The sequence below is a fragment of the Pontibacterium granulatum genome, assembly GCF_029961155.1.
Taxonomy (GTDB): Bacteria; Pseudomonadota; Gammaproteobacteria; order Pseudomonadales; family Balneatricaceae; genus Pontibacterium; species Pontibacterium granulatum.
Genome location: NZ_JASBRH010000001.1, coordinates 243860 through 269553 on the forward strand (window position 1 = coordinate 243860; position 25694 = coordinate 269553).

Annotated in this window: 25 protein-coding genes; 14 read left to right on the forward strand and 11 right to left on the reverse strand. The window is 55.4% G+C overall.

Annotated elements, in window-relative coordinates; translation table 11 throughout:
* Positions 1–62 precede the first annotated feature (62 nt).
* Together QKW35_RS01180 and QKW35_RS01185 are read left to right on the forward strand one after the other, a co-directional pair.
* Positions 63–1973: a beta-ketoacyl synthase gene (locus QKW35_RS01180; RefSeq protein WP_282350247.1), complete on the forward strand. Its 1911-nt coding sequence runs from the start codon at positions 63–65 to the stop codon at positions 1971–1973.
* Between the two features lie 113 nt (positions 1974–2086).
* A complete protein-coding gene (locus QKW35_RS01185; RefSeq protein ID WP_282350248.1) occupies positions 2087–2485 on the forward strand; it encodes a hypothetical protein in 399 nt (132 codons plus the stop codon).
* Positions 2486–2490: 5 nt separating this feature from the next.
* Here QKW35_RS01185 and QKW35_RS01190 read toward each other — a convergent pair whose 3' ends face one another.
* Entirely contained in the window at positions 2491–3258 is a 768-nt protein-coding gene (locus QKW35_RS01190) for a TatD family hydrolase (RefSeq protein WP_282350249.1), read from the reverse strand.
* An 80-nt stretch (positions 3259–3338) separates the two neighbouring features.
* The gene (locus QKW35_RS01195) at positions 3339–4922 is read right to left on the reverse strand and encodes a peptide chain release factor 3 (protein WP_282350250.1); all 1584 of its coding nucleotides are present in this window, start codon (positions 4920–4922) and stop codon (positions 3339–3341) included.
* Between the two features lie 207 nt (positions 4923–5129).
* Here QKW35_RS01195 and glpD point away from each other — a divergent pair, with 207 nt between their 5' ends.
* From glpD to QKW35_RS01210, 3 genes are all read left to right on the forward strand, one after another.
* Positions 5130–6641: a glycerol-3-phosphate dehydrogenase gene (glpD, locus tag QKW35_RS01200; protein WP_282350251.1), complete on the forward strand. Its 1512-nt coding sequence runs from the start codon at positions 5130–5132 to the stop codon at positions 6639–6641.
* Positions 6642–6707: 66 nt separating this feature from the next.
* The gene (locus QKW35_RS01205; RefSeq protein WP_282350252.1) at positions 6708–7961 is read left to right on the forward strand and encodes an ATP-binding protein; all 1254 of its coding nucleotides are present in this window, start codon (positions 6708–6710) and stop codon (positions 7959–7961) included.
* Entirely contained in the window at positions 7954–8496 is a 543-nt protein-coding gene (locus tag QKW35_RS01210; RefSeq protein WP_282350253.1) for a response regulator transcription factor, read from the forward strand. The genes QKW35_RS01205 and QKW35_RS01210 overlap by 8 nt, the downstream gene beginning before the upstream one ends.
* 4 nt (positions 8497–8500) lie before the next feature.
* On the opposite strand, the gene QKW35_RS01215 is transcribed toward QKW35_RS01210, so the two are convergent.
* From QKW35_RS01215 to QKW35_RS01230, 4 genes are all read right to left on the reverse strand, one after another.
* Positions 8501–9169, reverse strand: coding sequence for an energy-coupling factor ABC transporter permease (locus QKW35_RS01215; protein ID WP_282350254.1), 669 nt, complete (start codon positions 9167–9169; stop codon positions 8501–8503).
* A gap of 107 nt (positions 9170–9276) precedes the next feature.
* Positions 9277–9744 (reverse strand): ribosomal protein S18-alanine N-acetyltransferase, encoded by a 468-nt coding sequence (rimI, locus tag QKW35_RS01220; RefSeq protein WP_282350255.1) that lies wholly within the window; start codon positions 9742–9744, stop codon positions 9277–9279.
* Complete coding sequence (locus tag QKW35_RS01225) at positions 9737–10609, reverse strand: uracil-DNA glycosylase family protein (RefSeq protein ID WP_282350257.1); 873 nt, start codon at positions 10607–10609, stop codon at positions 9737–9739. Before QKW35_RS01225 ends, rimI begins: the two co-directional genes overlap by 8 nt.
* A gap of 38 nt (positions 10610–10647) precedes the next feature.
* On the reverse strand, positions 10648–12189 hold the full coding sequence (locus QKW35_RS01230; protein ID WP_282350259.1) for a 2-isopropylmalate synthase: 1542 nt from the start codon (positions 12187–12189) through the stop codon (positions 10648–10650).
* A gap of 372 nt (positions 12190–12561) precedes the next feature.
* Between QKW35_RS01230 and QKW35_RS01235 the strand changes: the two genes are divergently transcribed.
* Positions 12562–13713 carry a MalY/PatB family protein gene (locus QKW35_RS01235; protein ID WP_282350261.1) on the forward strand — a complete coding sequence of 384 codons (1152 nt, stop codon included), beginning with the start codon at positions 12562–12564 and terminating at the stop codon, positions 13711–13713.
* Positions 13714–13863: 150 nt separating this feature from the next.
* Here the strand turns inward: QKW35_RS01235 and epmA are convergent, their stop codons facing one another.
* Together epmA and efp are read right to left on the reverse strand one after the other, a co-directional pair.
* Positions 13864–14847, reverse strand: a complete 984-nt coding sequence (gene epmA, locus QKW35_RS01240; RefSeq protein ID WP_282350262.1) for an elongation factor P--(R)-beta-lysine ligase — start codon at positions 14845–14847, stop codon at positions 13864–13866.
* A gap of 88 nt (positions 14848–14935) precedes the next feature.
* Positions 14936–15499 carry an elongation factor P gene (gene efp / locus QKW35_RS01245; protein WP_282350263.1) on the reverse strand — a complete coding sequence of 188 codons (564 nt, stop codon included), beginning with the start codon at positions 15497–15499 and terminating at the stop codon, positions 14936–14938.
* Between the two features lie 165 nt (positions 15500–15664).
* On the opposite strand from efp, the gene epmB reads away from it, so the two are divergent.
* Positions 15665–16675 (forward strand): EF-P beta-lysylation protein EpmB, encoded by a 1011-nt coding sequence (gene epmB / locus QKW35_RS01250; RefSeq protein WP_282350264.1) that lies wholly within the window; start codon positions 15665–15667, stop codon positions 16673–16675.
* Between the two features lie 146 nt (positions 16676–16821).
* On the forward strand, positions 16822–18309 hold the full coding sequence (locus tag QKW35_RS01255) for a glycosyltransferase family 39 protein (protein WP_282350265.1): 1488 nt from the start codon (positions 16822–16824) through the stop codon (positions 18307–18309).
* Between the two features lie 54 nt (positions 18310–18363).
* Here QKW35_RS01255 and QKW35_RS01260 read toward each other — a convergent pair whose 3' ends face one another.
* Positions 18364–18735: a GtrA family protein gene (locus QKW35_RS01260; protein ID WP_282350267.1), complete on the reverse strand. Its 372-nt coding sequence runs from the start codon at positions 18733–18735 to the stop codon at positions 18364–18366.
* Positions 18735–19673, reverse strand: coding sequence for a glycosyltransferase family 2 protein (locus tag QKW35_RS01265; protein WP_282350268.1), 939 nt, complete (start codon positions 19671–19673; stop codon positions 18735–18737). The genes QKW35_RS01260 and QKW35_RS01265 overlap by 1 nt, the downstream gene beginning before the upstream one ends.
* A gap of 159 nt (positions 19674–19832) precedes the next feature.
* Between QKW35_RS01265 and QKW35_RS01270 the strand changes: the two genes are divergently transcribed.
* Together QKW35_RS01270 and QKW35_RS01275 are read left to right on the forward strand one after the other, a co-directional pair.
* Positions 19833–20474 carry an acyl carrier protein phosphodiesterase gene (locus QKW35_RS01270; protein WP_425607982.1) on the forward strand — a complete coding sequence of 214 codons (642 nt, stop codon included), beginning with the start codon at positions 19833–19835 and terminating at the stop codon, positions 20472–20474.
* A gap of 97 nt (positions 20475–20571) precedes the next feature.
* Positions 20572–21405: a glucosaminidase domain-containing protein gene (locus QKW35_RS01275; protein ID WP_282350270.1), complete on the forward strand. Its 834-nt coding sequence runs from the start codon at positions 20572–20574 to the stop codon at positions 21403–21405.
* Positions 21406–21457: 52 nt separating this feature from the next.
* Here QKW35_RS01275 and QKW35_RS01280 read toward each other — a convergent pair whose 3' ends face one another.
* The gene (locus QKW35_RS01280) at positions 21458–21778 is read right to left on the reverse strand and encodes a DUF1820 family protein (protein ID WP_282350271.1); all 321 of its coding nucleotides are present in this window, start codon (positions 21776–21778) and stop codon (positions 21458–21460) included.
* A 221-nt stretch (positions 21779–21999) separates the two neighbouring features.
* Between QKW35_RS01280 and miaB the strand changes: the two genes are divergently transcribed.
* From miaB to QKW35_RS01300, 4 genes are read left to right on the forward strand one after another with little or no spacing between them, the layout of a single operon-like run.
* On the forward strand, positions 22000–23349 hold the full coding sequence (gene miaB, locus QKW35_RS01285; RefSeq protein WP_282350272.1) for a tRNA (N6-isopentenyl adenosine(37)-C2)-methylthiotransferase MiaB: 1350 nt from the start codon (positions 22000–22002) through the stop codon (positions 23347–23349).
* Positions 23350–23373: 24 nt separating this feature from the next.
* Entirely contained in the window at positions 23374–24384 is a 1011-nt protein-coding gene (locus QKW35_RS01290) for a PhoH family protein (RefSeq protein WP_282350273.1), read from the forward strand.
* Positions 24381–24836 (forward strand): rRNA maturation RNase YbeY, encoded by a 456-nt coding sequence (gene ybeY, locus QKW35_RS01295; RefSeq protein WP_282350274.1) that lies wholly within the window; start codon positions 24381–24383, stop codon positions 24834–24836. The genes QKW35_RS01290 and ybeY overlap by 4 nt, the downstream gene beginning before the upstream one ends.
* A 12-nt stretch (positions 24837–24848) precedes the next feature.
* Entirely contained in the window at positions 24849–25691 is an 843-nt protein-coding gene (locus QKW35_RS01300; protein ID WP_282350275.1) for a CorC family transporter, read from the forward strand.
* Positions 25692–25694 lie beyond the last annotated feature (3 nt).

Sequence of the window (25694 nt, forward strand, 5' to 3'; positions counted from 1 at the left end):
TCATAGCGGTGCCGAATATTTCAGCCACACTCATTGAGTACATCCAGTCCAAGGAGTTCCCATTGTCTCAGCTGCCTCTCATCGTTGGTTTTGGTGGTATTAACCCTGCGGGTCGAGCATCTTTTCATCACGCCTATCGCCGCCTGATTATCGATAAGCTGGATACGCAAAGTCGGGAAGAGACATTACTGGGCCTGGCCACATTAACTGGACTGGCAAGCTACGCTGACGGCAGCTACCGGAACAGCGCAGGCGAAACCCTCCCTGTTGAGGAACTGCTGCAAACTGTTGGTCAGCAGGTACTGGATAACACCCTTATTCGTAAGATCCACCCGGATTGGTTTGACGTGAACAACGTGATGTTCAACAAACCGGCCAAGCTGAAATGCAACGACGGCGAACTGCGCTTCCAGCTGCGCAAGCGGCAGATGCCACAGAACATCCCTGCAAACTGGCAGGTTACCGAGTCTGCGCCGGGTGTCTTCGATATCAGTGTCAGCGACTCCATGGACGTTATCTTCCCGGACGGCAAAGAAGCCCAGGTTAAAGCCGCGGGCCAACTGCCAACCGGTTTCCAGCCGGGTAAGCTGTACCAGTCCCGCAACCACCCACGCAACCTGCAGATGACCGTCTTCAGTGCGTCCGACGCGTTGCGCTCCAGCGGCATCCCGTTTGAAAAGATTGCAGCCCGCGTATCACCAGACCAGATCGGTGTTTATGCCAGCAACTCCATCGGCCAGCTAGATGATCTGGGGTTTGGCGGCCTGACCAAGTATCCGGCACTGGGTAAACGCACCACCTCCAAGCAGATGCCTTTGGGTTACGCCCAGATGCCTGCAGACTTCGTTAATGCGTACATCTTAGGCAGCGTTGGTGTCACCGGCGGCGCACTGGGCGCCTGTGCAACCTTCCTCTACAACCTGCGCAGCGCAGTAAACGATATCCGCTCCGGTCGACGCAAGGTGGTGTTGGTCGGCGGCAGCGATGCACCGGTTACCCCGGAAGTGATCGAAGGTTTCCGTGTTATGGGCGCCTTGGCGGAAGACAAAGACCTGCTGACACTGGACGGCCTGAGCAGCCTGAGCGACGACGACTACCGTCGCGCCTGCCGCCCATTCGGACAGAACTGCGGTTTCACCATGGGTGAGTCCAGCCAGTTTGCCCTGCTGATGAGCGATGATCTGGCTCTGGAGATGGGCGCACAGATCTTCGGTGCCGTGCCAGACGTCTTCGTCAACGCGGATGGCCACAAGAAATCGATCTCCGCACCGGGTGTGGGTAATTACATTACGCTGGCAAAGGCAGCCTCCATGGTACGCGGTATGCTGGGCGAAGAGTCCCTGCGCCAACGCAGCTTTGTACAGGCCCACGGCACCAGCACACCACAGAACCGGGTCACCGAATCACACGTCATCAACGAAACGGCAAAAGCATTTGGCATCGAAAGCTGGCCTGTGGCGGCGATTAAGTCCTACCTGGGGCACTCCCAGGGTACCGCCGGTGGCGATCAGTTAAGTATTTCCCTGGGCACTTGGGCGTATGGCTACATCCCGGGTATCCTGACCACCCCGGCATTTGCCGATGACGTTCACCAGTCCAACCTGCTGTTGAGCAACCAGCACATTGAGGTTGGCGCACAGGGTATGGACAGCGTGCTGCTGAACTCCAAGGGTTTCGGCGGCAACAACGCCTCGGCGCCGGTGCTGGCACCCCACGTCGCTGAAAAGATGTTACGCCGTCGCTACGGTGACAGCGCCATGAACGAATATTTTAAGAAACGCGAGCAGGTAAGTGCCAACGCGGTAGAGTACGATCAGCAGGCCACCCAAGGCACCGCGCGCCCGATCTACCTTTACGACCACAACGTGTTGGAAGGCGAAGACCTGCAAATCACCGATAAGGAGATCCGCCTGCCTGGGTACGAGAACCCTGTTGACCTAGCTGTGGATAACCCATACTCCGACATCTGCTGACCCCCTTCACGCGTAAACCCTGTAACAGTCTCTAGAAGACTGTTACAGGTGCAAAACTATTCCTCACTGCCGTAGTCAAATCGAGAAACACCCAATAACAACGGCAGGACATCATGAAGACGCAACTGTTACTCGCAGCCGGCGTACTGGTTTTGACTGGCTGTGCATCCTCTAGCGGCCTAAATTCCGGCTACTACACTCTGGACTTAGAACGCACCGAGCTGTGTTATTCAGATCAGAATCGTTGTCTGAACCTGGAATTGATTATCCCATCCTACAATGAGATGCGAATCGCCCAGGCGTATGAGATTCCCACCAGCCCCAAAGGCTGGGATGTGGAGGATCTGGTGACACTGATGTTGGCGCCGCCAAAAAAACAGTATGAAGCGAAGCAGATTGGTGACTACCGCTACCTGATCCCACGCACCTACGCCTCCAATACCGTGTGGCGCTACCTGTGGCAGGAACAGCACGAACTTTACGAGACGAATGGCAAGATCCCGACGAAGTAAGGGGTTTATAGATTTAGCAGTTTGCGTGCGGTCGTCGAAGTCGCGTGCGCCAGCTCTTCAAGACTGATGCCGCGTAACCCGGCGAGCACCTCGGCGACCTCACGTACCCGCTTCGGCTGATTGGGTGTACCGCGATGATTCAGCAGCGGAATATCCGGGGAATCGGTTTCCAGTACCAATGTTGATAAGGGCATATCGGTTGCGATACGGCGCAGCTTCTTAGCACGGTCGTAAGTCAAACTCCCCCCGATGCCCAGCTTAAAGCCCAGTTCGGCATACTGCGTCGCCTGCTGCTCACTGCCGGAATAGGCGTGCACAATCCCCGCGCGCGGCAGTTTTTGCTGGCGCAGCAGCCTCAGTACCTGGTCATGAGCTTTGCGCACATGCAACAGTACCGGCAGGTTAAACTGTTTTGCCAGTTCTAATTGCGCATCGAACAGCGCCACCTGACGTGTCTGATCCGGGTTCGCGATAAAGAAATCCAGACCGATCTCACCGACAGCCACCACCTGCTCTGAAACCAGCAACGCCTCCAGCCGTTCCAGGTCGGCATCCTGGTGCTGATCGATAAAGCAGGGATGCAAGCCCAATGCGGGGGAAAAACCATACTCAGCACAGCACCCCAACAATCGCGGCCAATCCTGCGCGACGACACCGGGTATCACAAAGGCACTCACGGACGCGGCTTCTGCCTCCGCCACAACATCAGCCCGGTCTTCATCAAAGACAGGAAAGTCCAGATGGCAATGGGTATCGATCAGTTCAATGTTCATAAGAGGAGCATAGCAGCAAACGGCAAAAAGCCCGCTGACGGCACACCGGCAGCGGGCTTTTCAAGTATCGGTTCAGGCGATCAATGCTCGCGGGTCGAGCGGAACTGTACGTCCGGCCAGCGCTCCTGAGTCAGACTCAGGTTAACGCGGGTTGGCGCCAGATAGGTCAACAAGCCGGCACCGTCGACACCGATGTTGTCGTATGCCTTGCGTTTAAAGTCCGCCAGCATCTTGTCGTCGTCGCACTCAACCCAACGGGCAGTCTGCACGTTTACAGCCTCATAGACACAATCAACCTTGTATTCGTCTTTCAGGCGGAACATAACCACGTCAAACTGCAGCTGACCGACCGCACCCAGCACCAGGTCGTTGTTCTTATCCGGCATGAATAACTGCACCGCGCCCTCTTCAGACAACTGCTGCAGACCTTTCTGCAACTGTTTCATCTTCAGTGGATCGGTTGGACGCACACGACGGAAGATCTCCGGCGCAAAGTGCGGGATACCCGTGAACTTCAGCGCTTCGCCTTCGGTAAAGGTATCGCCGATCTGAATCGTACCGTGGTTGTGCAAACCGATGATGTCACCGGACCATGCCTCCTCCACGTTTTCACGGTCACCCGCCACGAAGGTCACCGCATCGGCGATCTTCACGTCTTTGTTGATTCGGGTGTGCTTCATTTTCATACCACGGCTGTACTTGCCGGAGCAGATACGCATAAAGGCAATTCGGTCACGGTGCTTCGGATCCATGTTCGCCTGGATCTTGAATACGAAGCCGGAGAATTTCTCTTCAGAAGCGTCAACATCACGGCTGGTAGCATTACGACTGCTAGGTGCAGGTGCGTATTCAACGAAGCCGTCCAGCATCTCACGCACACCGAAGTTTGCCAGAGCAGTACCGAAGTACACCGGCGTCAGTCGACCCGCCAGGAACTCTTCCAGCTCAAACTCGTGGGTTGCGCCACGTACCAGCTCGATCTCTTCCAGATAATCCTCGTAGATATCACCCAGCAGCGCCTTGGCTTCATCGGACTCCAGACCGTTAATCTGGGTATCGTCTGGAATGGTGTGTCCCATACCCGGCTGGAAGACGTGGATGGTGTCGGTGTAAAGGTTGTACACACCCTTAAACGCCTTACCCATGTCGATCGGCCAGGTAATTGGCGCAGCAGCGATCTTCAGGACCTCTTCGATCTCATCCAGCAGCTCGATCGGATCACGAATATCGCGGTCCATCTTGTTCACGAAGGAGAAGATCGGCGTATCACGCAGGCGGCAGACCTCCATCAGTTTGATGGTCCGGTCCTCGACACCTTTAGCACCATCCACCACCATCAGCGCGCTGTCCACAGCGGTCAGGGTGCGGTAGGTGTCTTCCGAGAAGTCCTCGTGCCCGGGGGTATCCAGCAGGTTAACCATACGGTCCTTGTACGGAAACTGCATTACGGAGGAGGTGATGGAAATACCACGCTCCTGCTCCATCGACATCCAGTCGGACGTAGCGTGGCGGTCGCTTTTCTTACCCTTAACCGTACCCGCTGTCTGAATCAGGTTTCCGAACAACAGCAGTTTTTCGGTGATGGTGGTTTTACCGGCATCCGGGTGAGAGATAATCGCGAACGTCCTTCTGCGCTTTACCTCGTCGATGATTGATGAAGCCATCTTGATCTTTTTCACTCCCGTGCAGCGTTCTGACGTGCACATCGTTAATTCTGGTCTGATGAGCCCCTGGATAAGGAACACACGAAAAGGCGGGCTATTTTACAGAAATTGCCCTCTTCACACCATCCACGCAGCCTCCGTAATGGACACGGAAAATCCAATCTGATCTAAGCTTCCAAGGAGCAGTACACTTAGGAGTACCTAGCAATGCAGTCCGATCGACCGAACTACGATCTGCTTGTTATCGGCGGCGGCATCAACGGCGTGGGTATTGCTGCGGACGCAGCAGGTCGCGGCCTCAGTACGCTGCTCTGCGAGATGAATGACCTGGGCTCAGCCACCTCCTCCAGTAGCAGCAAACTGATCCACGGTGGCCTGCGCTACCTGGAGTATGGCGAGTTTCGTCTGGTGCGCGAAGCACTTGCGGAACGGGAGGTATTGCTGCACATCGCCCCCCACATTACCCGCCCCCTGCGTTTTCGCCTGCCCCATCGGCCCTACCTGCGACCTGCCTGGCTGATCCGCCTGGGACTTTTCCTCTACGATAGGTTGGCAGCACGGGATACCCTGCAACCATTTAAATCAATTAACTTTGGCAAAGACAGCCCCCTCAAAGCGGACATAACCCACGGTTTTGAGTATTCGGATGGCTGGGTGGACGATGCCCGGCTGGTTGTGCTGAATGCGATGGCCGCCCGGGATAAAGGCGCCACCATCCTGACACACACACGCTGCATATCTGCACAACGACAAGCATCCAACTGGCAAGTATCACTGCTAGATAAACACAGCGGCGCTACTCGGGAAGTATCTGCTTATGCCTTGGTCAATGCATCCGGCCCCTGGGTGTCCAGCCTGTTTCCAGAAGTTATACACAGCCAGGCACCCAAGCAGATCCGTATGGTGAAGGGTAGTCATATCGTGGTACCACGCCTGTACAACAGTCCCGAAGCCTATATCCTGCAGAATTCCGACCGCCGTATCGTGTTTGTGATTCCCTACGAAAAACGGTTCTCGCTGATTGGCACCACCGATGTGGAATACCACGGAGAACCCAATGCCGTAAAGATCAGTCCGGAGGAACGCGATTACCTGATCTCGGTGACCAACCAACACTTCCGGCACCAGCTAAAGCCATCGGATATCGTAATGGACTACGCCGGTATACGCCCCCTGCTGGATGACCAATCCGATAATGCCCAGGCCGTCACCCGGGACTACAGCTTCGAGATCGACGCCCCGGAAAATCACCCACCACTAATCTCGGTGTTCGGTGGCAAGATCACCACCTACCGTAAACTGGCGCAGGCCGTAGTGGATACGCTGACACCGTTTTTTCCCGATATCGGCCCTCGCTGGACCGCCAATACCCCACTGCCAGGTGGCGACTTTGAAACCGCGACGCAACTCCTGCACACACTCAAAACCCGCTACCCCTGGCTACCCCTTAACGTCGCCCTGCGCTACGTGCAGAGCTACGGAACTCTGTGCCACGTTTTTTTGAAAGATGCGCATAACCTCAACGCACTGGGCACTCACTTCGGATACGGACTTTACAGCGCAGAGGTGGACTACCTGATCGATCAGGAGTGGGCCTTCTCCCTTGAAGACATCCTCTGGCGACGCAGCAAGCTTGGCCTGCACCTAAGCACCGAACAACAAACGGAAGTTGAACAATACCTGGAAACACATCCGACATTGACGGAAAAAATGGGCTGAGAGTACCTGACAATGCGACATTTTGCCCCGCTGTTTTTGGCGACAGCTCGGGTATAATCGGCCGCTATGGCCAACCACCACAATAACCTCCTGCAACTGACCTACATCCGTACCGTCACCCTCTTTGGGCAGAGTGCGGCGATTCTGTTTGCCCTCTACGTACTGCAAGCGGAGCTGAACGTCTGGATTCTCGCATCCACTCTGGCAGCACTGGCATTGATGAACCTGGCCACCTATGCCCGGTTGCGTTCCGGCTGGCCGGTGACCGAACCGGAGTTCTTTACCCAGCTGGTTGCCGATGTGGTGCTTTACGGCTGCTTGCTGTTCCAGACCGGTGGTGCCACCAACCCGTTTATCTTCCTGCTGCTGGTTCCTCTGATCATCTGCTCGGCCACTCTGTCGCAGCGTTTCAGCCTGATGATGGGCGGACTGGTGATCGGTATATACAGCTCGCTACTGTTCTACTTCATCCCGATTATCGAAGCAGACTCGCGCCACCAGCACGCCCTGCTAAACTTGTTCGACCTGCACATCACGGGTCTGTGGATAAACTTTCTGCTCACCGTTGGCGTAGTGACCTGGTTTATCGTGCGTATGCGGCAGTCAATGGATCGCCAGCAGGAACGTCTGGAAGAGGAGCGGGAAAAGCGCATTCACGACCAACAGCTGCTCTCCCTGGCGACCATGGCCGCCGGTACCGCCCACGAACTGGGCACTCCGCTGAGCACCTTGCGCGTGTTGGTGAGTGAACTAAAAGCGGAACGCGGGGATGACCCGGAGCTGCAGGAAGACCTGGACCTGATGCGCCAACAGATCGATGCCTGCAGCGAACGCCTTCAACAGTTCTCGCGCTCGGTGCGCGAAGAACAGGCCTCCCAGCGCCTCGAACCGTTCGACGATATACTGGAAGACGTGATCGAGCAGTGGATGATCCAGCGGCCTGATGTGACCTACCACCTGATCATGGAGTCAAGTGGCGCAACCCCGGTCATCCGTAACAGCACCTCCCTGAGCCAATCGATTCTCAACATCCTTAACAATGCCGCAGATGCAGAGCCTAAGGATATCGAGGTGAGCCTGAACTGGAACGATAACAACATTACCCTGCTGATCCACGATCAGGGCCCGGGCTTGTCACTGGAAGCCCACGACAACCTCGGCAAGCCGTTTGTATCAACCAAGGGCCGTGGTCTGGGGATCGGACTGTTCCTGACCGCCACCACCCTGGCACGCTACGATGGCAGCGTACGCTTGTACAACCATCCTGACGGCGGCACGCTGACTGAAGTAATCATTCCAAGGAGCAAACAGAATGACTGAACTGGAAGGCAAGCGCCTGCTGATCGTTGACGACGATCCAGCGTTTACCCGCATTCTGGCACGCGCCATGAAGCGACGGGGCCTGGAAGTAACCGTCGCCCACAGCGTAGAGGAAGCCGAGCGCGTCCTGAGTACATTCATTCCCGATATGGCGACCGTGGACCTGAAGATGGAAACCGCCTCCGGCCTGACGTTGATTCCAAGCCTGCGTGCAGCCAGCAACGAGATGAAAATTTTGGTGCTGACCGGTTATGCCAGCATTACTACGGCGGTGGAAGCGATCAAGCTGGGGGCGACCAACTACCTACCAAAACCGGCCGATGCAGATGAGATTCTGGCGGCATTGGGTAAAACCCAACCCGACCCGGATATTGAGGTGAACCAGCAGCCGATGTCAGTTAACCGCCTGGAGTGGGAGCATATTCAGAAAGTGCTGGCCGAACACGACGGCAACGTATCCGCCACTGCCCGTGCCCTCGGTATGCATCGCCGCACCCTGCAACGTAAGCTGTCAAAAAGGCCAGTAAAACAGTAACCGCTTACTGCTCGTCGATGTAGCGCCGTGCGTCAAAGGTACGCACCCAGTCCGGATGGAAGACCAATATTCCGGTCATGATAATGCCGTTCATCAAACCTTCGGGAAACATGATGAGCGGCAGGTACTGGATGTATTCGTGGTTAATCTTGGCCCAGGTATAAACACCATCAAACCAAAGCACGGTGCCGGTGGCCAGCCCCGATACGGCCGCCGATAGCCCAGCACCGAAGAATCCACACAGGAAGAGGTAGACGAAGAAGTTTTTCGTCAGCTTTGCTTCCACCACTTTCAGAACCAGTACGGTCACCATCGACGGCAACAACACCGAGCACACCGCGTTGATCGGCAGGCTATCCCAACCTTCTCGACCAATTACAATCATCCCCAGCAAGGCTCCGGTTCCTGCCACGATAGCCAGATCCCAACCAAAGATCAGCGTCAAAGCGGTTACGCCCAAAAAATGAATCCCCAGTCCCGGCGAGATGCCGGCACGCATGCTCCACATCACCATCAGGAAAACAGTGGCACCCAGAAAGAAATGCTGCAAGCGGCGGTTGGACTTCAGTATGGCCCAGGGCACCCGGTATAAAGCAAACCCGAGCACCGGTAGATAGATCAGCAGACTTAGCCAGAACCAATTGCCACTTAACAAGCCAACGGAGATGCTCATGTCGATTACCGATAGAGAGTTTCAAGGGGGTGAAATTGGTCGCTATTCTAACCTGCACCAACCCCGCTGTCGGCAGGACTTATGGCGACACTGCTGCAACAGTTGATTTACGTCAGCTTAGATTCGGCGGACAGACTCATCAGCACTGCATCTTCGCGCCCACCCGCTGTTGGATAATAGCCTTTACGCCGTCCATCTTCGCTGAATCCAAATTTTTCGTAGAGCCGGATTGCCGCAACGTTGGAGGCTCTCACTTCCAGCATAAACCGGGTTATGTCCGCCTGCTGTAGTGTTCTGATCGACTGACTCAGAAGTTCTGCAGCGAGCCCTCTGCCCTGCTGTTCAGGAACAATGGCTATCTGCAGTAGCTCCGCTTCATCCAACACTGTAGAGAATACGGCGAAGCCCACCAACTGGTTCAGCTCAAACAAGCCAAAGCAGTGGTTACGCGCATGATTGAGCTGCGCACTCAGCTGCTGTTCACTCCAGGGATGGGAAAAACAGGCCTGCTCGATCGCCCACCAGGCTGGCAGATCGTCCGGTTTCAGGGGGTGCAAAAGAGGTAAATCAGGCATCTTTCAAATGTTTAACCAACGGCTGCAGCTGCTGCCACATGTCCGCCTTGATCCCCGGCACCTGCATCGCTTCGGTCAGGCTGTGTGTGGCCAGGACCTTGGTATCCGCACGCAGACTAAACAGGATACCGCTGAGCAGACTCAGATCCTCATCACGATCCAGCACCATCTGGGCCGCACTTTCGCCCAGTAACAGAACCGCTTCGACACCGCCCTTCTCCAGCAGCAGGTCCAGCTTGTGTTGAACAGTTTGCAACGCGTCATCATAGCCCTGCGGCAACGTTGGGCTGGCAAACGCCGGCCAAGGTAACAGGGACGCTTTCTCTTGTAGCGCAACCTGGGCCCCGCCAACACTGCGAACAATGGCTGCAGCCAACGCATCATGCTGCTTTGAAAAGTCCTGCAACGACTGAGGCGGCAGGCTGTCCACTACCAACACACGACCGTAGCGGGCCAGGGCCAGCTTAAAGCGTGGCTGTGGTTTGCTGTTTTTTTGGTCTGCCGTATCACTGTGACTGGCGTCATCAGCGGTTGGCTCCAGCAGCGGCTTGGCTGCCGGTTTCTGCGGCTCGACAGGGGCGTCTTTTTTCCACAGCGCCGCTTTCACTTCCGGCTTCGGTGCATCACCAAAGCTGCGGGTCAGACTGGCACGGGCAGCGGCGGGATCAACCTTCAGCGCAGCGTTCGCCTCCGCAGCCGGTGTACCCGGCGTGCCTTTTTCAACAAACGGGATATCCGGTGCCGGGTAACTGAAATCCCATATCCAATCCGCCGAGGGTGCCGCCCCCGGCAACACGTCACGCGGCAGCCAACTGGAGATACCGAGCGCATCCAGATACTGGTGACGCTGCTGTTCTTCGATCATCCGCTACCGCTCCTGTGTGAGACTGTCAGTTAAACCACTTAGACTTGTGGGTGCGCTTTTTCGATGTTGGCATCCAACATGTTCAGCGCATGCACGTAAGCCTTTGCGGAGGCGATGATGATATCAGTGTCAGCCCCCAGACCATTGACGATACGACCACCGTTTTCCAGACGTACGGTCACTTCCCCCTGGGAGTCGGTGCCTTCGGTGACTGCGTTTACAGAATAGATCTGCAGGCTGGCACCGGAATTGGCAATGGACTCAATCGCTTTGAACGCTGCATCCACCGGACCGCTACCTTCGGATTCCGCGTTGTACTCAACGTCATCAACGGTCAGCACCACCTTGGCAAGCGGCGTTTCACCAGTCTGGGAGGTCACGGAGATACTGCTCAGCTTAAACTTCTCGCTGCTTGCGGTTGCACGGGTATCACTCACCAGCGCCACCAAGTCTTCGTCGAAGATCTCGTGTTTCTTATCGGCCAGGTCCTTGAAGCGGGCGAACGCGTCGTTCAGCTCCTTGTCGGATGCAAAGGTCGTCCCCAGCTCTTCCAAACGGCTGCGGAAGGCGGCACGGCCGGAGTGCTTACCCATCACCATACGATTGGTTTTCCAGCCCACATCCTGGGCGGTCATGATCTCGTAGGTTTCCCGGTGCTTCAGGACACCGTCCTGGTGGATTCCGGACTCGTGAGCGAAAGCATTGGCCCCCACAATCGCCTTGTTGGGCTGTACCGGGAAACCGGTTACGGAAGACACCAGACGGGAGGCCGGCACGATCTGCGTGGTGTCTACACCGGTGGACACACCCAGACGGTCCTGACGGGTACGGATTGCCATCACGATCTCTTCCAAAGAGGCGTTACCGGCACGCTCACCCAAACCATTGATGGTACATTCCACCTGACGGGCACCCGCCTGGACCGCAGCCAGGGAATTAGCTACCGCCAGGCCCAGGTCGTTGTGGCAGTGTACCGAGAAGATCGCTTTGTCGGAGTTCGGGATACGCTCGATCAGTTGACCGATGGTGTGACCAAACTCCTCCGGTACTGCGTAACCTACAGTGTCAGGAATATTGATGGTGCGGGCACCGGCATCGATGACCGCTTCGATGATGCGGCACATGAAATCCAGTTCGGAGCGACTCGCGTCTTCCAGGGAGAACTCCACATCGTCGATCAGGTTACGCGCGCGTTTAACCGCATGCACCGCTTGTGCCACCACCTGATCCGGCTCCATCTGCAGTTTGTACTGCATGTGGATCGGCGAGGTTGCGATAAAGGTGTGAATACGGCCGGAGTTAGCATTCTTCAGCGCTTCACCGGCACTGTCGATATCCGCATCCAGCGCGCGGGATAGGGAACACACGGTGCTGTCTTTCACGGTGTTGGCGATGGACTGTACGGATGCGAAGTCGCCCGGACTTGCGATCGCAAAGCCGGCTTCGATCACATCCACGCGCATCTTCTCCAGCTGCTTGGCAACACGCAGCTTCTCATCTTTGGTCATGGATGCGCCTGGGCTCTGCTCGCCGTCACGCAAAGTGGTATCGAAAATAATGACGCGGTTGTTGTCGCTCATTGGAGATGCTCCATATTCAAATGGCGCCCCGTTGCATATCAGTACGTGACGCGGAATGCTGTAAAACTAAAAAACGGAGAAGGACGGAGTTATATAGAAAGTATACTGCCTTACGGCAGTCGTAGCAGCGCCGCAAGAGGAGACAGGTAGAGAGGAGTGACAACGTCAGACTGACCGTTGTACGTACTGCTTGTCTGACTGCTTGTGAAACAGTTCCCTGCGTTTTGCATAGCCGTTCAGTGCGGTTTTTTGGTTTATATTATGACCACCTACTATAGCGCGCAGTTGGTCATTTGCAAGCATCTGCAACTACAATGAGATCGCAAGCTGCAGCCTAGAATTACAACCGCTGAAATACAGGAAGTTAAGCCGATGGCCAACGTATTTGATCACCCCGTCGACCGCAGTAATACCTCAAGCCTCAAGTGGGAGAAGTACCGTGATAGCGACGTGTTGCCGATGTGGGTCGCCGACACCGACTTTATGTCTCCTCCGGCCATAACCGAAGCCCTGCACGATCGCGTAAAGCACGGTGTATTCGGTTACACCAACACTCCGGAAGAGCTGGATAACCTGGTGATCGAACGCCTGGAGCACCTCTACCAGTGGCCTGTCGAAAAAGACTGGCTGGTGTGGCTGCCAGGCTTGGTGTGTGGACTGAATCTGGCCTGCCGTGCGGTAGGAGAAAGCCAGGATCAGGTACTCTCCCCGAAACCGGTCTATCCACCGTTTATGTCGTCGCCACGCTTGTCCGACCGTCAGTTGGTGTCCGTGCCGCTGAAAGAGAGCGACAACCGCTGGACGCTGGACCTGGAGGCACTGGAAGCGGCGATCACACCACAATCCAAGATATTGCTGTTCTGCAACCCACACAATCCGGGTGGTGCGGTCTATCGTCGCAAAGAGCTGGAAGCTCTGGCCGCACTGGTGATTAAACATGATTTGATGGTTTGTTCCGACGAGATTCACTGCGACCTGATTCTGGAACCGGGCCTGCAGCATATTCCACTGGGCTCTCTGAATGACGAGATCGCGGCCCGCACCATCACCCTGATGGCACCGAGCAAAACCTACAATATCGCTGGTCTGGCCTGCTCCTTCGCAGTGATCCCAGACCGTCAGTTACGTCAGCAGTTCCTGCGCCAGATGAAGGGTATTGTGCCGGATGTAAACCTGCTCGGTTTCACTGCCGCCATCGCCGCCTACAAACATGGGGATGCGTGGAACAACCAGCAACTGGCCTACCTGCGTGACAACCGCGACTACCTGGTACAGGAGATCAACCAGATTCCAGGCCTGAAACTTGCGCCAATCGAAGCAACCTACCTAGCCTGGATTGATGTGTCCGGCGCTAAGCTGGATAACCCACCACACTTCTTTGAACAGGCGGGTGTCGGTATGTCGCCGGGGCGGGATTTTGGTGATGATCGATACGTACGTCTGAATTTCGGCTGCCGCCGCGAGTTGCTGGAAGAGGCAGTCAAGCGTATTCGACGGGCGATTTTGGGTGAGTTACCTGCGTAACCATTAAGTGAGGGTGTTGGGCATCGCCGTAGGCGATGGCCAACCTACAAGAGCATGTACAGCGCGTTGCAACTCCTCTGTAGGTTAGTCATCGCAATGCGATACCTAACTCGTTGGACACCGCTTCGTTGTTGTCAATCCTCGCGGCTTTCAGGCACGCTCAATTGGGAAGGCGATCACATCCTGGATTGAGTCGGCACCCAGCGCTAACATCACCAACCGATCCACACCCAGAGCCACGCCGGCACAATCCGGAATACCTGCTTCCAGCGCGCTGACCAGACGCATCTCCAGAGGACGTTGCGGCAGCCCGAGCTTCTCACGGGTTTGCTGGTCCTTCAGTAGTCGCTGCTTCTGTTCCTGTGCATCGGTCAGCTCGTGGTAGCCATTGGCCAATTCAATACCATCCACAAACAATTCAAAGCGGGATGCAACCTGCTGGCTCTGCGCATCTGTTTTAACCTGGGCCAACGCAGCCTGACTGGCTGGGTAGTCGTACACAAACACCGCGCCCAGATCCGATAGATTGGGTTCGATGACGTGGGACATCAGCAGGTTGAGCCAGGTATCCCGATCATCGTCATCCAGATCGATATCCACATGTTTGCGGGTTTCCGCCACCAGCACTTCCAGAGTCGCCGTATGGGGATCAATATTCAGAAAACGCTTAAACACCTGCGCATAACTCAGACGTTCAACGGAATCGAGCTTCAGGATCGGTAAAATCAGGTCTGCGACTTCATCCATCAATTGCTGATCGTCCAGTCCGGGGCGATACCACTCCAGCATGGTGAACTCCGGATTATGACGACGGCTACCCGACTCCCCGTTGCGAAATGCCTTGCCCAGATGAAAGATCGCTCCACTGCCGGCAGCCAATAGCCGCTTCATGGCATATTCCGGCGACGTCTGCAGGTAGAGTGGGTAGTTCTCTGATCCCACATAATCTGCATAGCGTGCTTCGATCGTATCCAGAAACGGGTCGCTGACGGCACATTGGGACATCAACGGCATTTCCACCTCCAGCACATCCCGCTCAGCAAAGAAACTACGGATCTGCGCCATGATTGCCGCCCGCTTGCGCAGACTATTGATGCTAGCAGTGGGCTGCCAGTGCTGTGGATCGATTGCCATTGTCGAATTCACTCTGAATTATCGGTGTTGCTTTGCCTGAAACGCAAAACGGCAGCCGAAGCTGCCGTTTCCTGATCGTATTCGCGAATTATGCGCGGGATACGTACTCACCAGTACGAGTGTCGATCTTCAGCACGTCACCCTGGTTGATGAACAGAGGCACACGAACAACAGCACCGGTCTGCAGCGTAGCTGGCTTAGAGCCACCCTGTGCAGTATCACCTTTCAGACCCGGGTCAGTTTCAGTAACTTCCAGCTCAACGAAGTTAGGTGGCGTTACAGAGATCGGGTTGTCGTTGAACAGCGTAATCATGCAGGAATCCTGCTCTTTCAGCCACTTGTGAGAATCGCCCACGGCATTTGCGTCCGCAGCTACCTGCTCGTACGTAGCAGGATCCATGAAGTGCCACATCTCGCCATCGTTGTAGAGGTACTCCATATCGGTATCCATTACGTCCGCACCTTCCACGCTATCGCCAGATTTGAAGGTGCGTTCCCAGGTACGACCGGTCATCAGGTTCTTCAGTTTCACACGGGTGAAGGCCTGACCTTTACCCGGCTTTACCATTTCGACGTCAACCATGTTACATGGATCGCCGTCGATCATTACCTTAAGGCCGTTTTTAAACTGGTTAGTAGAGTAGTTTGCCATGACTGTCTCGATATCTATTAAAGCGTGAAAGTGGCGCGACTAAGGGGGTGCCCTATACGCATCTGCGAACCAAACCGGGTACCCCAGCACCATAATTGACAGTTATTCTACTTGAAAGCAGAATGCGAGCAACTTTCACAGCCCCCTGCGACCCGTTTTCCGCCAATGAATCTCCCTCTGACCGCCCTCGATAGCTGGCAGCAGTTACTCAGCCATACCATTGATGATCCCGCCGAGCTTATCCGTACGCTGGATCTGCCGGAGGACCTGATCGCCCCGGCACAGGCCGCTGCACAAGGATTTCCACTGCGGGTCCCCATCCCTTATCTGCGTCGCATTGAACCGGGCAACCCGGACGACCCACTGCTGAAACAGGTACTGCCACTCAGTGCAGAGACGCGAAAAGTGGCGGGGTATGTTACCGACCCACTGGCCGAGGCCCAGTTCAATCCACGCCAGGGCTTGGTACACAAATACCAGGGCCGTGTATTGCTGATCATGACCGGCGCCTGTGCGATCAACTGCCGCTACTGCTTCCGCCGTCACTTTCCGTATGACGAAAACCGTCTCGGGCCGGAACAGTGGCAGTCGATGCTGGAATACATCAGCAGTGACCGTTCTATCTCGGAGGTAATCCTCTCCGGCGGTGATCCGCTAGCCGTGTCAGATAGCCGCCTGCAGCGGCTGGTTGATGACCTTTCGGACATCCCACATATAAAACGCCTGCGTATCCACAGCCGTTTGCCAGTCGTCATCCCACAACGGGTCACGGCGGAGCTGGTCGATATTCTCGGCAACAATCGCCTGCTGACCACGCTGGTCCTACATGTCAACCACGCCAACGAAGTGGACCATCAGGTGGGACAAGCCCTGACACAACTCAGACGGGCCAACGTAACGTTGCTCAATCAGGCCGTCCTGCTGCGCGGTATCAACGATTCGGTAGATAGCCTCAAAGCCCTGAGCGAAGAGCTGTTTAACTGGGGCGTGCTGCCCTACTATCTGTTTGTGCTTGATCCGGTGGAGGGTGCCGCCCACTTCGACATACCGGATGAGGTCGCACAACAACTGGTTGGTAAACTGCAGGGCACACTGCCTGGATACTTGGTGCCCAGACTGGCGCGTGAGATCCCCGACCGCCCGGCAAAAACCGTACTACCAACAGTCATCGGATAATGAAAAAATAGCGACTCACACCTGCAACGGATATAGCCCTTCTAACGACACGGCTGGATTCATGCTGGGATGCACACGTCTGTTCCAAGTGCCCAGACCAATGCGTACCGCCGGAATATGCAGTGTTCTTCATCAGGCTCACGAACATGACAGAGATCTACAGCTCACAACACCGCCCCCTGATCATCGCCCTGGTACTGCACAGTCTGATGTGGCTGCTGTTACCCAGCCTGCTGCAGCCCAATGCCAATCTGGACGTGGTGGAGGGCCTGACCTGGGGCCAGGAATGGCAACTGGGCTACGATAAACACCCACCGCTGGCGCCTTGGCTAACCTATGCAATCACCCTGCTGGCCCCCGGCAGCAACTGGCCGATCTTCCTGCTCAGCCAGGTCGCAGTAATCACCGCATTTGGCACCCTATACGCTGTAGCGCGCAACTTTGTCAGTCGCGAACCTGCGCTGGTTGCCACACTGCTGCTGACGTTGGTGCCGTACTACAACTACCTGACGCCGGAGTTTAATCCCAATATTCTGCAGCTGGCGATCTGGGCACTGACCGGTTATTTCGGCTTCCGCGCCATCAACCATAACCTCATCCGGGACTGGGTGTTACTGGGCATCTGTGGCGGCTTGGCGATGCTGACCAAGTACTATTCTGTGGTTATGCTGTTGGCGATTGCCTGCTATTTCCTGACACCCGCCGGACGCGTGCACTGGAAAGACAAAGGCCTCTATATCGCCCTGGCCGCTGCCGCACTGGTCTGGCTGCCCAACCTCATCTGGCTGATCGATCACGACTTCAGCACCATCCGCTACGGTGCCGCACGCGGCAGTGGTAGCGAGAAGGAACTGACCGACCACCTGCTGAACCCGCTTCGCTTTGGCATCTCTCAGCTGATGGTGCTGATCATTTTGCTGCCGACGTTCTTCCTGGTCCTGCGTGATAGCAAAGCATCCCCACCCGCCAGAGATCCCCGCGCAGCGGCCAACCGCAACTACCTGACTCTACTGACCTTCGGCCCGCTGGTGATCACCTTACTGATCTCACTGGGCACCGGCATGAAATTGCGCTCCATGTGGGGCACGCCACTGTTCACCTTCCTACCACTTTGGTTGATCGTGTTCTACGGTGTCATGCTGGGCGACGGTCGAATAAAGAAGCTAATGCGTGTGTGGGTGATCAGCAGCCTCTTCTTCGCCGGTGTATTTGTCGCCGAGATGCTGATCGCCCCCCAGTTTGGCAAGCTGAAAAAGCGCGCCCACTTCCCGGGTGAAGCGATGGCAACCGAACTGACCGAAGCATGGAAAGCACGTTACCCACAGCCGCTTAATTACGTAGTGGGGTCGATCTGGATCGGCGGCAATATGGCCTACTATTCAAACCAGCACCCTTCAATTCTCTACGATGCGGATAACAGCCGTAGTCCATGGATAGACAATGCGGAGCTGTTAAGCCAGGGCGGCCTGATCATCTGGAATGAAAGCATGGACGGGGAAAAGACGCAGTATCAGCAACTTCTGCAACGGTATCCTCAGGCGCAGTTGCAACCGGCACGTGAATACCCGTGGCACCTGGATAGCGAGCGGGCACCTGTGCGCATTGGCTGGGCGATTCTACCGCCAGCCAAGTGACACCAGGCACCCGCTGAGAGCTACAGAAAACTCGGATGAGCCGCGGATAGATCTTCAGAAGATCCAAAGGCGGCTCACCACGTAGGTAGCCGGCGGCACGGTAAAAACAACACAAAGGAAGCCGATCAGGTAGTGGTATCCGAGCTGGACCACCACCAGCTCCATGATCGCCACATTGGCCAGGAACCCGACGATAGCTGTGAGCAGAAACTTGCTCGCAGCCTGCCTGTGCCCGGCATCGGAATCAAAGGTCCAGCGGTGGTGGCCCAGGTAGCTCACCCCAAACGCCACCATAAAGGCACTGATATTGGCCAACTGCACCGGTAGCGCCAGCATCTCAATCAACAGCGACAGAATACCCGCGTGCACCAGTGTTGCTGCGATCCCCACCACCCCAAAACGGGCAATCTGAAAACGGAATAGCATTAGCGACGCGGCCTCATTTCATTGTCTTCCGGGTCGACGATATAGTGCGGACGTTTTTTCACCTCCAGGTAGATACGCCCCACATACTCACCGATGACGCCCAGAGACAGCAGCTGCACGCCGCCCAGGAAAAGGACGATAACCATCGTCGAGGCATAACCCGGTACATCGATCCCCAGGATCAAGGTTTTAAAGATAATCACCAGGCCGTAGAGGAAGGCGACCCCCGCGACCCCCATCCCGATATAACTCCACACCTTCAGCGGCAAAGTGGAAAAGGCGGTGATCCCGTCCAGCGCCAGGCGCCAGAGATTGCGGAAATTCAGGCTTTCTTTGCCATCATGGCGTGGCGGGCGCTCATACTCCACGGCGGTACTTTTAAAGCCCACCCAAGAGAACAACCCCTTCATAAAGCGCGCACTCTCGCCTAGTTTTTTCACTTCATCCAGGACTTTGCGATCCATCAAGCGGAAATCGCCTGTGTTGTCCGGGATAGGTCGGTCGGCAATGGCATTAAACAACTTGTAGTACCACACCGCCGTCGCGCGTTTGGCCCAGGTATCCGTATCACGCAAGGTACGGCGTGCGTACACCACATCGTAGCCGTCACGCCACTTGGCGATCATCTCTGGAATCAATTCAGGCGGGTCTTGCAGGTCACTGTCCATTGGAATGATCACGTCACCGCTGGCATGGTCGAGCCCCGCAGTCAGTGCGTTTTCTTTACCGAAATTACGTGACAGATTCACGACCCGAACAACCGGTTCCTTCTCACGCCAGCGGCGCAACTGCTCCAGTGTGCTATCTCGGCTACCATCGTTTACGCAGACAATCTCAATCGAGTCGCTTTCAGACCGTATAATCGGCAGCACCCGATTGAAGAACTCATCAACGTTTTCCTCTTCATTGTGAAACGGCGCAACAATGGATATTTTCATCGGTGATTCCTGACAGCTCCAGTCTGTACAACCCACTTGGCATGGCGGTGTCCAAGCGGAAGTTCAAGGCGCCCATTTAACCGCAATTCCACTGGGGGATAAAGCATCGCCCCCGGTTTCACGCCTTGCTTCATCCCCACCAGCCTGTCATCCAGGGCCGTGATCCGTTACAGTGGAAATAACCCCAGTCAACCGACGTATCGCACCTTGAACTACCTCGCCCACCTTTACTTCTCCGATACAAACGTGGAATCCCGCGTGGGTAATTTGCTGGGTGATTTTGCCCGGGGTGTCGATATCGATCAGTTGTCGGGGCCGATACGCCAGGGCCTGATCAACCACCGTGTTATTGATCAGTTCACCGACACCCATCCGCAGGTATGCGAGCTCAAAACCCTGTTCTCCTCACAACGACGCCGTTTCTCAGGGATTGCACTAGACGTACTGTTCGACCATTTCCTAATCCATCACTGGCACCGTTACACGACAGAACCCATAGATTATTTTCTCGATCAGGCTTACGAAGACCTGCATCAAGGCCTTCCACTCATGCCGGACCGGATGCAACTGGTGGTGAGAAAGATGATTGAAGGAGACTGGATTCGTAGTTATGAAGATATTAATCAGGTTGGATTTGCCCTGGACCGCATCGCCGGTCGAATCCGTTTCCGGAACAACTTCACTGGCTCAATCACCGAAATTAAACAACAGTACGCCGTTCTGGAAGCAGGTTTCCTACAGTTTTTCCCAGACCTGGCCTCCTTTCACCAGAACAATAAAGCGAAGATCCTGACCAATTAGCGCCGTTAGCTGCATCTTTAACGACGTTCACTGGATTACGCTATGCTTTACCTGTAGACTGCGCGCAAATTTCGATCAATATAGGGTTCAGTTCAGGATGTATCTGTCAGTCAGGGTAACGATTGCCACCCTCGTGGTACTGCTACTTCTCACCTTATCACTTACCCAACTGTCGCCATCAAAAGACAAGACATCTGCGTCACAAGCTGCACTGAAAATCACCTACAAACCAATCCATTCACCGGACGACATCGAGGCGTTGACACCACCACTGATAAAACCGGTGGCCTACACCCGTGTCAGCACGCTGGCCACGCTGGAAGCAGGCACCAAGAAGCAAAAATTCTTCGACATGATTCTGCCCGCTGTGCTGATCAGTAAGCAGCGTCTGGAAGATAAACGCGGGCGTCTGGCAAAGATCGAAACGATGGCAACCCGGGATACTGACTCCGAACTATGGCTGCAACAACAGTTCAAGCGCTACAAAGCCAAAGATATCAATCAGCTTAAGGTAAAACTGGCCGACCACCCAACCAGTATCATTCTGGCTCAGGCAGCCCTGGAAACCGGTTGGGGTACCTCCCGCTTCTTCCTTGAAGGCAACAATATCTTTGGTATTTGGTCCTTTAATCCGAGAGAACCGCGCATGCGCGCCAGCCAGACCCGCGAAGGTAAACCGATCTACGTGAAGCGATATGGCTCGCTGATTGAAGCGGTTGACGACTACTTTGTCATCATCGCCCGGGGCGGCCCGTACCGTGAGTTCCGTGAGGCGCGCATCCAGACCAATGATCCACTGGAGCTGATCAAGCACCTGCATTACTACAGCGAGATCGGCGATGAGTATATCAGCCGCCTGCGCTCCCTTATCAATCGCAATAAGATGATCCGCTTCGACAGCTATCAACTGCAGACAGCGGACGCGATCTGAGCAGTAAAAAAGCGTTGCAGTGCCTACGCTTTTTTACTGCATTTAATAACAATTATGACTTGGGCGGCACCGGCATAGGGAAGCTCGTCACCACGCCCTTGGCATCGGATACCTTGGCCACCCCTTCGGTGGTCACCTCATCAATACGCACCACTGCCTGCATCGGGATAAAGGAACTTCTCACGTCAGCAAACTGCTGTTTCAGTTTCTCTTCCCCCGGATCCACCACCAGCTCGGAGCGATTGCCGAAGACAAACTCCTCAACCTGCAGAAACCCCCACAGATCACTCTGATAAACGTGACGGGCGTACAGTTCATACACCTGATCCTGATTTATAAATATCACCCGGTACATTCGATCATCACTGGCCATTGGCGTTCTTCTTACCTCACTTCAAATGCTCACTGCTCGTCTCATATATGGAGGCGTTGCCACCGTTTACAAGCTTAATCCCCACCGAAAGACTGGTTATTTTTTAGACACATTTTGGCTAGGCAGGCTCCCACCCATCCAGTATAATTCGCGGTCCTCAATATTCCGGGCACTGACATACGCACGCCCGTTGATCATTCCGAACGAAACACAGGTGAATAATGGCGAAGAAGCTGTTTATCAAAACCCATGGCTGTCAGATGAACGAGTACGACTCTGCCCGTATGGCGGATCTGTTGGGTGAAAGCCATGCCCTTGAACTGACAGACAACCAGGACGAAGCAGATGTCCTGCTGCTCAACACCTGTTCGATTCGCGAAAAGGCGCAGGAGAAGGTGTTCCACCAGCTCGGTCGCTGGCGCAAGCTGAAAGCCGCAAACCCGGATCTGAAGATCGGTGTGGGCGGTTGTGTCGCCAGCCAGGAGGGTGATGCCATCCTCAAACGCGCACCGTACGTGGATATGATCTTTGGTCCCCAGACCTTGCACCGCCTGCCGGAGATGATCGACGTAACCGACAACGGTGGCGTCGGCATTGTAGACGTGTCCTTCCCGGAAATTGAAAAGTTTGACCACCTGCCAGCACCGAAGGTCGAAGGCGCCGAAGCCTTTGTATCGGTGATGGAAGGCTGCTCCAAGTACTGCACCTTCTGCGTGGTGCCATACACCCGTGGTGAAGAGGTGAGTCGCCCATTAGACGACGTAATCACCGAGTGCGTCGAATTGGCCGAACAGGGCGTACGTGAAGTGAACCTGTTGGGTCAGAACGTCAATGCGTACCGTGGTGACACCCACGACGGGGATACTGCCGACCTGGCCGAGTTGATCCGCTGCGTGGCGGCGATCGACGGCATCGACCGTATCCGCTTCACCACCAGCCACCCGGTCGAGTTCACCGACAGCCTAATCGAGGCCTACGCCGATGTACCGGAGCTGGTCAGCTTCCTGCACCTGCCGGTTCAGAGCGGCTCCGACCGTATCCTGATGGCGATGAAACGCGGCCACACCGCACTGGAGTACAAGTCCAAGCTGCGCCGCCTGAAGAAAGTGCGCCCGGAGATCTGCTTCTCCTCCGATTTCATCATCGGCTTCCCGGGTGAAACCGATGCAGACTTCGAAGCAACCATGAACCTGATCGCCGATGTGGGTATGGACCAGTCCTACAGCTTTATCTACAGCCGCCGCCCAGGTACGCCGGCATCCGACCTGCCGGACGATGTGAGCGAAGAAACCAAGAAGCAACGACTTAAGATTCTACAGGACCGCATCACCCAGCAGGCAATGGCGATCAGCCGCCGCATGGTAGGCACCACTCAGCGCATCCTGGTCAACGGTTACTCCAAGAAAGATCCGGGCATGTTGTCCGGCCGCACCGAGAACAACCGTGTTGTAAACTTCCGCTGCGACAATCCTGACCTGATCGGTCATTTTGCGGATGTACAGATTGAACAAGCCTACGCTAATTCCCTGCTTGGGGAACTGGTTGGCTCAGAATTGGATCAAATGCAGTAACTCTCACTGTATTCAGGAGATAATTTGAACACATCACCTTCCATCAAGCTGGCGCTTGAGCCGGATAATCCGGAATACCTCGCCAACCTGTGCGGCCAGCTTGATGAACATATCAAAATGATCGAGCAACGCCTCGGTATCCAAATCCGCAATCGCGGTAATAACTTTCAGCTGGTAGGCGATATGGACATCATTCGTATCGTCTCCGAAATGCTCGAAGACCTTTACGACGAAGCCAAACAAGGCAATCAACTGACCCCGGAACAGGTCCACCTGTACCTGCAGCAATCCGGTGTCGAGCAGAAGCAACAGGAGCTGGCCGAGGAAGACCGGGAAGTCAGCATCCGCACCAAAAAAGCGCTGATCCGCCCGCGTGGCCCAAACCAGCAACTTTACGTACGCTCTATCCAGACCCACGATATCAACTTCGGTATCGGCCCGGCCGGTACCGGCAAGACTTACCTGGCAGTGGCCTGTGCGGTGGAAGCACTGGAGCGTGAAGAGATCGACCGTATCCTGCTGGTGCGTCCAGCCGTGGAAGCGGGCGAAAAACTAGGCTTCCTGCCCGGTGATCTGAGCCAGAAGGTCGATCCGTACCTGCGCCCACTCTACGATGCCCTGTACGAGATGCTGGGTTTCGAGAAGGTCGGCAAACTGATCGAGCGCAACGTGATCGAAGTGGCACCGCTGGCGTACATGCGTGGTCGCACCCTGAACAACTCGTTTGTCATCCTCGACGAGAGCCAGAACACCACCCGCGAACAGATGAAGATGTTCCTGACCCGTATCGGCTTCGGCTCCACCGCCGTGATCACCGGTGACATTACCCAAGTCGACCTGCCGAAGGGCACCCTGTCAGGTCTGGTGCACGCGATGAAAGTACTGGATGGCGTGAAGGATATCGGTTTCACCCAGTTCTCAGCCAAGGACGTAGTGCGTCACCCGCTGGTACAACACATCGTCCGTGCCTACGACCGCTTTGAAAAAGTGGAACAGGCACGGGAAGAAGCGAAGCGAAAGGAACAGGCTAAGTGAGCAACTTTGTAGACCTGCAGGTCGAGATTGACGACAACGATCTGCCTGACGAAGCGCAGTTCAATCAGTGGGTTGAAGCGGCGCTGACCGGCCGCAAAGATGAGGCGGAGCTATGCATCCGCCTGGTCGACCCGGAAGAGAGCCGCGAGCTGAACCACCAGTACCGTGGCAAGGACAAGCCCACCAACGTTCTCTCCTTTCCCTTCGAGGTGCCGGACGATATTCCACTCAACCTGTTGGGTGATCTGGTGATCTGCGCCAACGTGGTGCGCCAGGAAGCAGAAGAACAACATAAACCCCTGCACAACCATTGGGCACACATGGTTGTGCACGGAACCTTGCATCTGATCGGCTACGATCATATAAATGACGAAGACGCCGAGAAGATGGAGCAGCTGGAACGCGAAATTCTGGCCCAGCTGAGTATCCCGGACCCCTATAAGGAAATCTGACAGAGACGCATTATGAGCGAAGACCGAACGGGACAATCTCGTGGCTGGCTGAGCAAACTGACTCAGGCATTCAGCGATGAACCCAGAACACGAGATGATCTGTTAACCGATCTGCGTGACGCCGCCGAAGAAAACCTCCTGGATACAGAAGCCCTGGGCATTATTGAAGGTGCCATGAACGTATCCGACAAACAGGTTCGCGACGTCATGATTCCGCGCTCCCAGATGGTCGTTGTGGAAGCCGAGCAAACCCCGCGCGAATTCTTGCCGGTGGTTATCTCCAGCGCCCACTCCCGCTTCCCTGTAATCGGCGATACTCCGGATGAAGTTTTGGGCATCCTGCTCGCCAAAGACCTCCTGCCCCTGATCCTTGAGGGTAATCTCGAACAGTTTGATATCCGTAGCAGATTGCGTGAACTGACTGTGATTCCGGAATCCAAGCGCCTTAATGTACTGTTGCAGGAGTTCCGTACCACCCGCAACCACATGGCGGTTGTGGTGGATGAGTACGGTGGCGTGGCCGGCCTGATCACCATTGAGGACGTACTGGAGCAGATCGTTGGCGAGATCGAAGATGAACACGACGTGGAAGAGGATGACGGTAATATCCGCCCATTCTCCGATAACGGTTACATCGTCAAAGCGCTGACACCCATCGAGGACTTCAACGAGTTCTTCGACGTAGGCCTGCCCGATGACCTGTTTGATACCATCGGCGGCCTGGTGACCCAGCGATTTGGCCACCTGCCACAGAAAGATGAACAGGTTGAGCTCGACGGTTTCAGCTTCAAGGTGCTTTCAGCTGACAACCGACGTATCCGCCTGTTGCAAGTTATTCCTAAAGCGACGGCCTGACCG

Excerpts from the sequence above, each read along its gene's own strand:
- QKW35_RS01215 (WP_282350254.1), bottom strand. The coding sequence starts at position 9,169 with ATGAGCATCTCCGTTGGCTTGTTAAGTGGCAATTGGTTCTGGCTAAGT.
- QKW35_RS01210 (WP_282350253.1), top strand. The coding sequence starts at position 7,954 with ATGACTGAACTGGAAGGCAAGCGCCTGCTGATCGTTGACGACGATCCA.
- QKW35_RS01195 (WP_282350250.1), bottom strand. The coding sequence starts at position 4,922 with ATGGCTTCATCAATCATCGACGAGGTAAAGCGCAGAAGGACGTTCGCG.
- QKW35_RS01260 (WP_282350267.1), bottom strand. The coding sequence starts at position 18,735 with ATGCTATTCCGTTTTCAGATTGCCCGTTTTGGGGTGGTGGGGATCGCA.
- glpD (WP_282350251.1), top strand. The coding sequence starts at position 5,130 with ATGCAGTCCGATCGACCGAACTACGATCTGCTTGTTATCGGCGGCGGC.
- QKW35_RS01280 (WP_282350271.1), bottom strand. The coding sequence starts at position 21,778 with ATGGCCAGTGATGATCGAATGTACCGGGTGATATTTATAAATCAGGAT.
- QKW35_RS01225 (WP_282350257.1), bottom strand. The coding sequence starts at position 10,609 with ATGATCGAAGAACAGCAGCGTCACCAGTATCTGGATGCGCTCGGTATC.
- QKW35_RS01190 (WP_282350249.1), bottom strand. The coding sequence starts at position 3,258 with ATGAACATTGAACTGATCGATACCCATTGCCATCTGGACTTTCCTGTC.
- miaB (WP_282350272.1), top strand. The coding sequence starts at position 22,000 with ATGGCGAAGAAGCTGTTTATCAAAACCCATGGCTGTCAGATGAACGAG.
- QKW35_RS01265 (WP_282350268.1), bottom strand. The coding sequence starts at position 19,673 with ATGAAAATATCCATTGTTGCGCCGTTTCACAATGAAGAGGAAAACGTT.
- efp (WP_282350263.1), bottom strand. The coding sequence starts at position 15,499 with ATGGCAAACTACTCTACTAACCAGTTTAAAAACGGCCTTAAGGTAATG.
- epmB (WP_282350264.1), top strand. The coding sequence starts at position 15,665 with ATGAATCTCCCTCTGACCGCCCTCGATAGCTGGCAGCAGTTACTCAGC.
- QKW35_RS01230 (WP_282350259.1), bottom strand. The coding sequence starts at position 12,189 with ATGAGCGACAACAACCGCGTCATTATTTTCGATACCACTTTGCGTGAC.
- QKW35_RS01185 (WP_282350248.1), top strand. The coding sequence starts at position 2,087 with ATGAAGACGCAACTGTTACTCGCAGCCGGCGTACTGGTTTTGACTGGC.
- QKW35_RS01235 (WP_282350261.1), top strand. The coding sequence starts at position 12,562 with ATGGCCAACGTATTTGATCACCCCGTCGACCGCAGTAATACCTCAAGC.
- QKW35_RS01275 (WP_282350270.1), top strand. The coding sequence starts at position 20,572 with ATGTATCTGTCAGTCAGGGTAACGATTGCCACCCTCGTGGTACTGCTA.
- rimI (WP_282350255.1), bottom strand. The coding sequence starts at position 9,744 with ATGCCTGATTTACCTCTTTTGCACCCCCTGAAACCGGACGATCTGCCA.
- QKW35_RS01205 (WP_282350252.1), top strand. The coding sequence starts at position 6,708 with ATGGCCAACCACCACAATAACCTCCTGCAACTGACCTACATCCGTACC.
- QKW35_RS01300 (WP_282350275.1), top strand. The coding sequence starts at position 24,849 with ATGAGCGAAGACCGAACGGGACAATCTCGTGGCTGGCTGAGCAAACTG.
- QKW35_RS01255 (WP_282350265.1), top strand. The coding sequence starts at position 16,822 with ATGACAGAGATCTACAGCTCACAACACCGCCCCCTGATCATCGCCCTG.
- epmA (WP_282350262.1), bottom strand. The coding sequence starts at position 14,847 with ATGGCAATCGATCCACAGCACTGGCAGCCCACTGCTAGCATCAATAGT.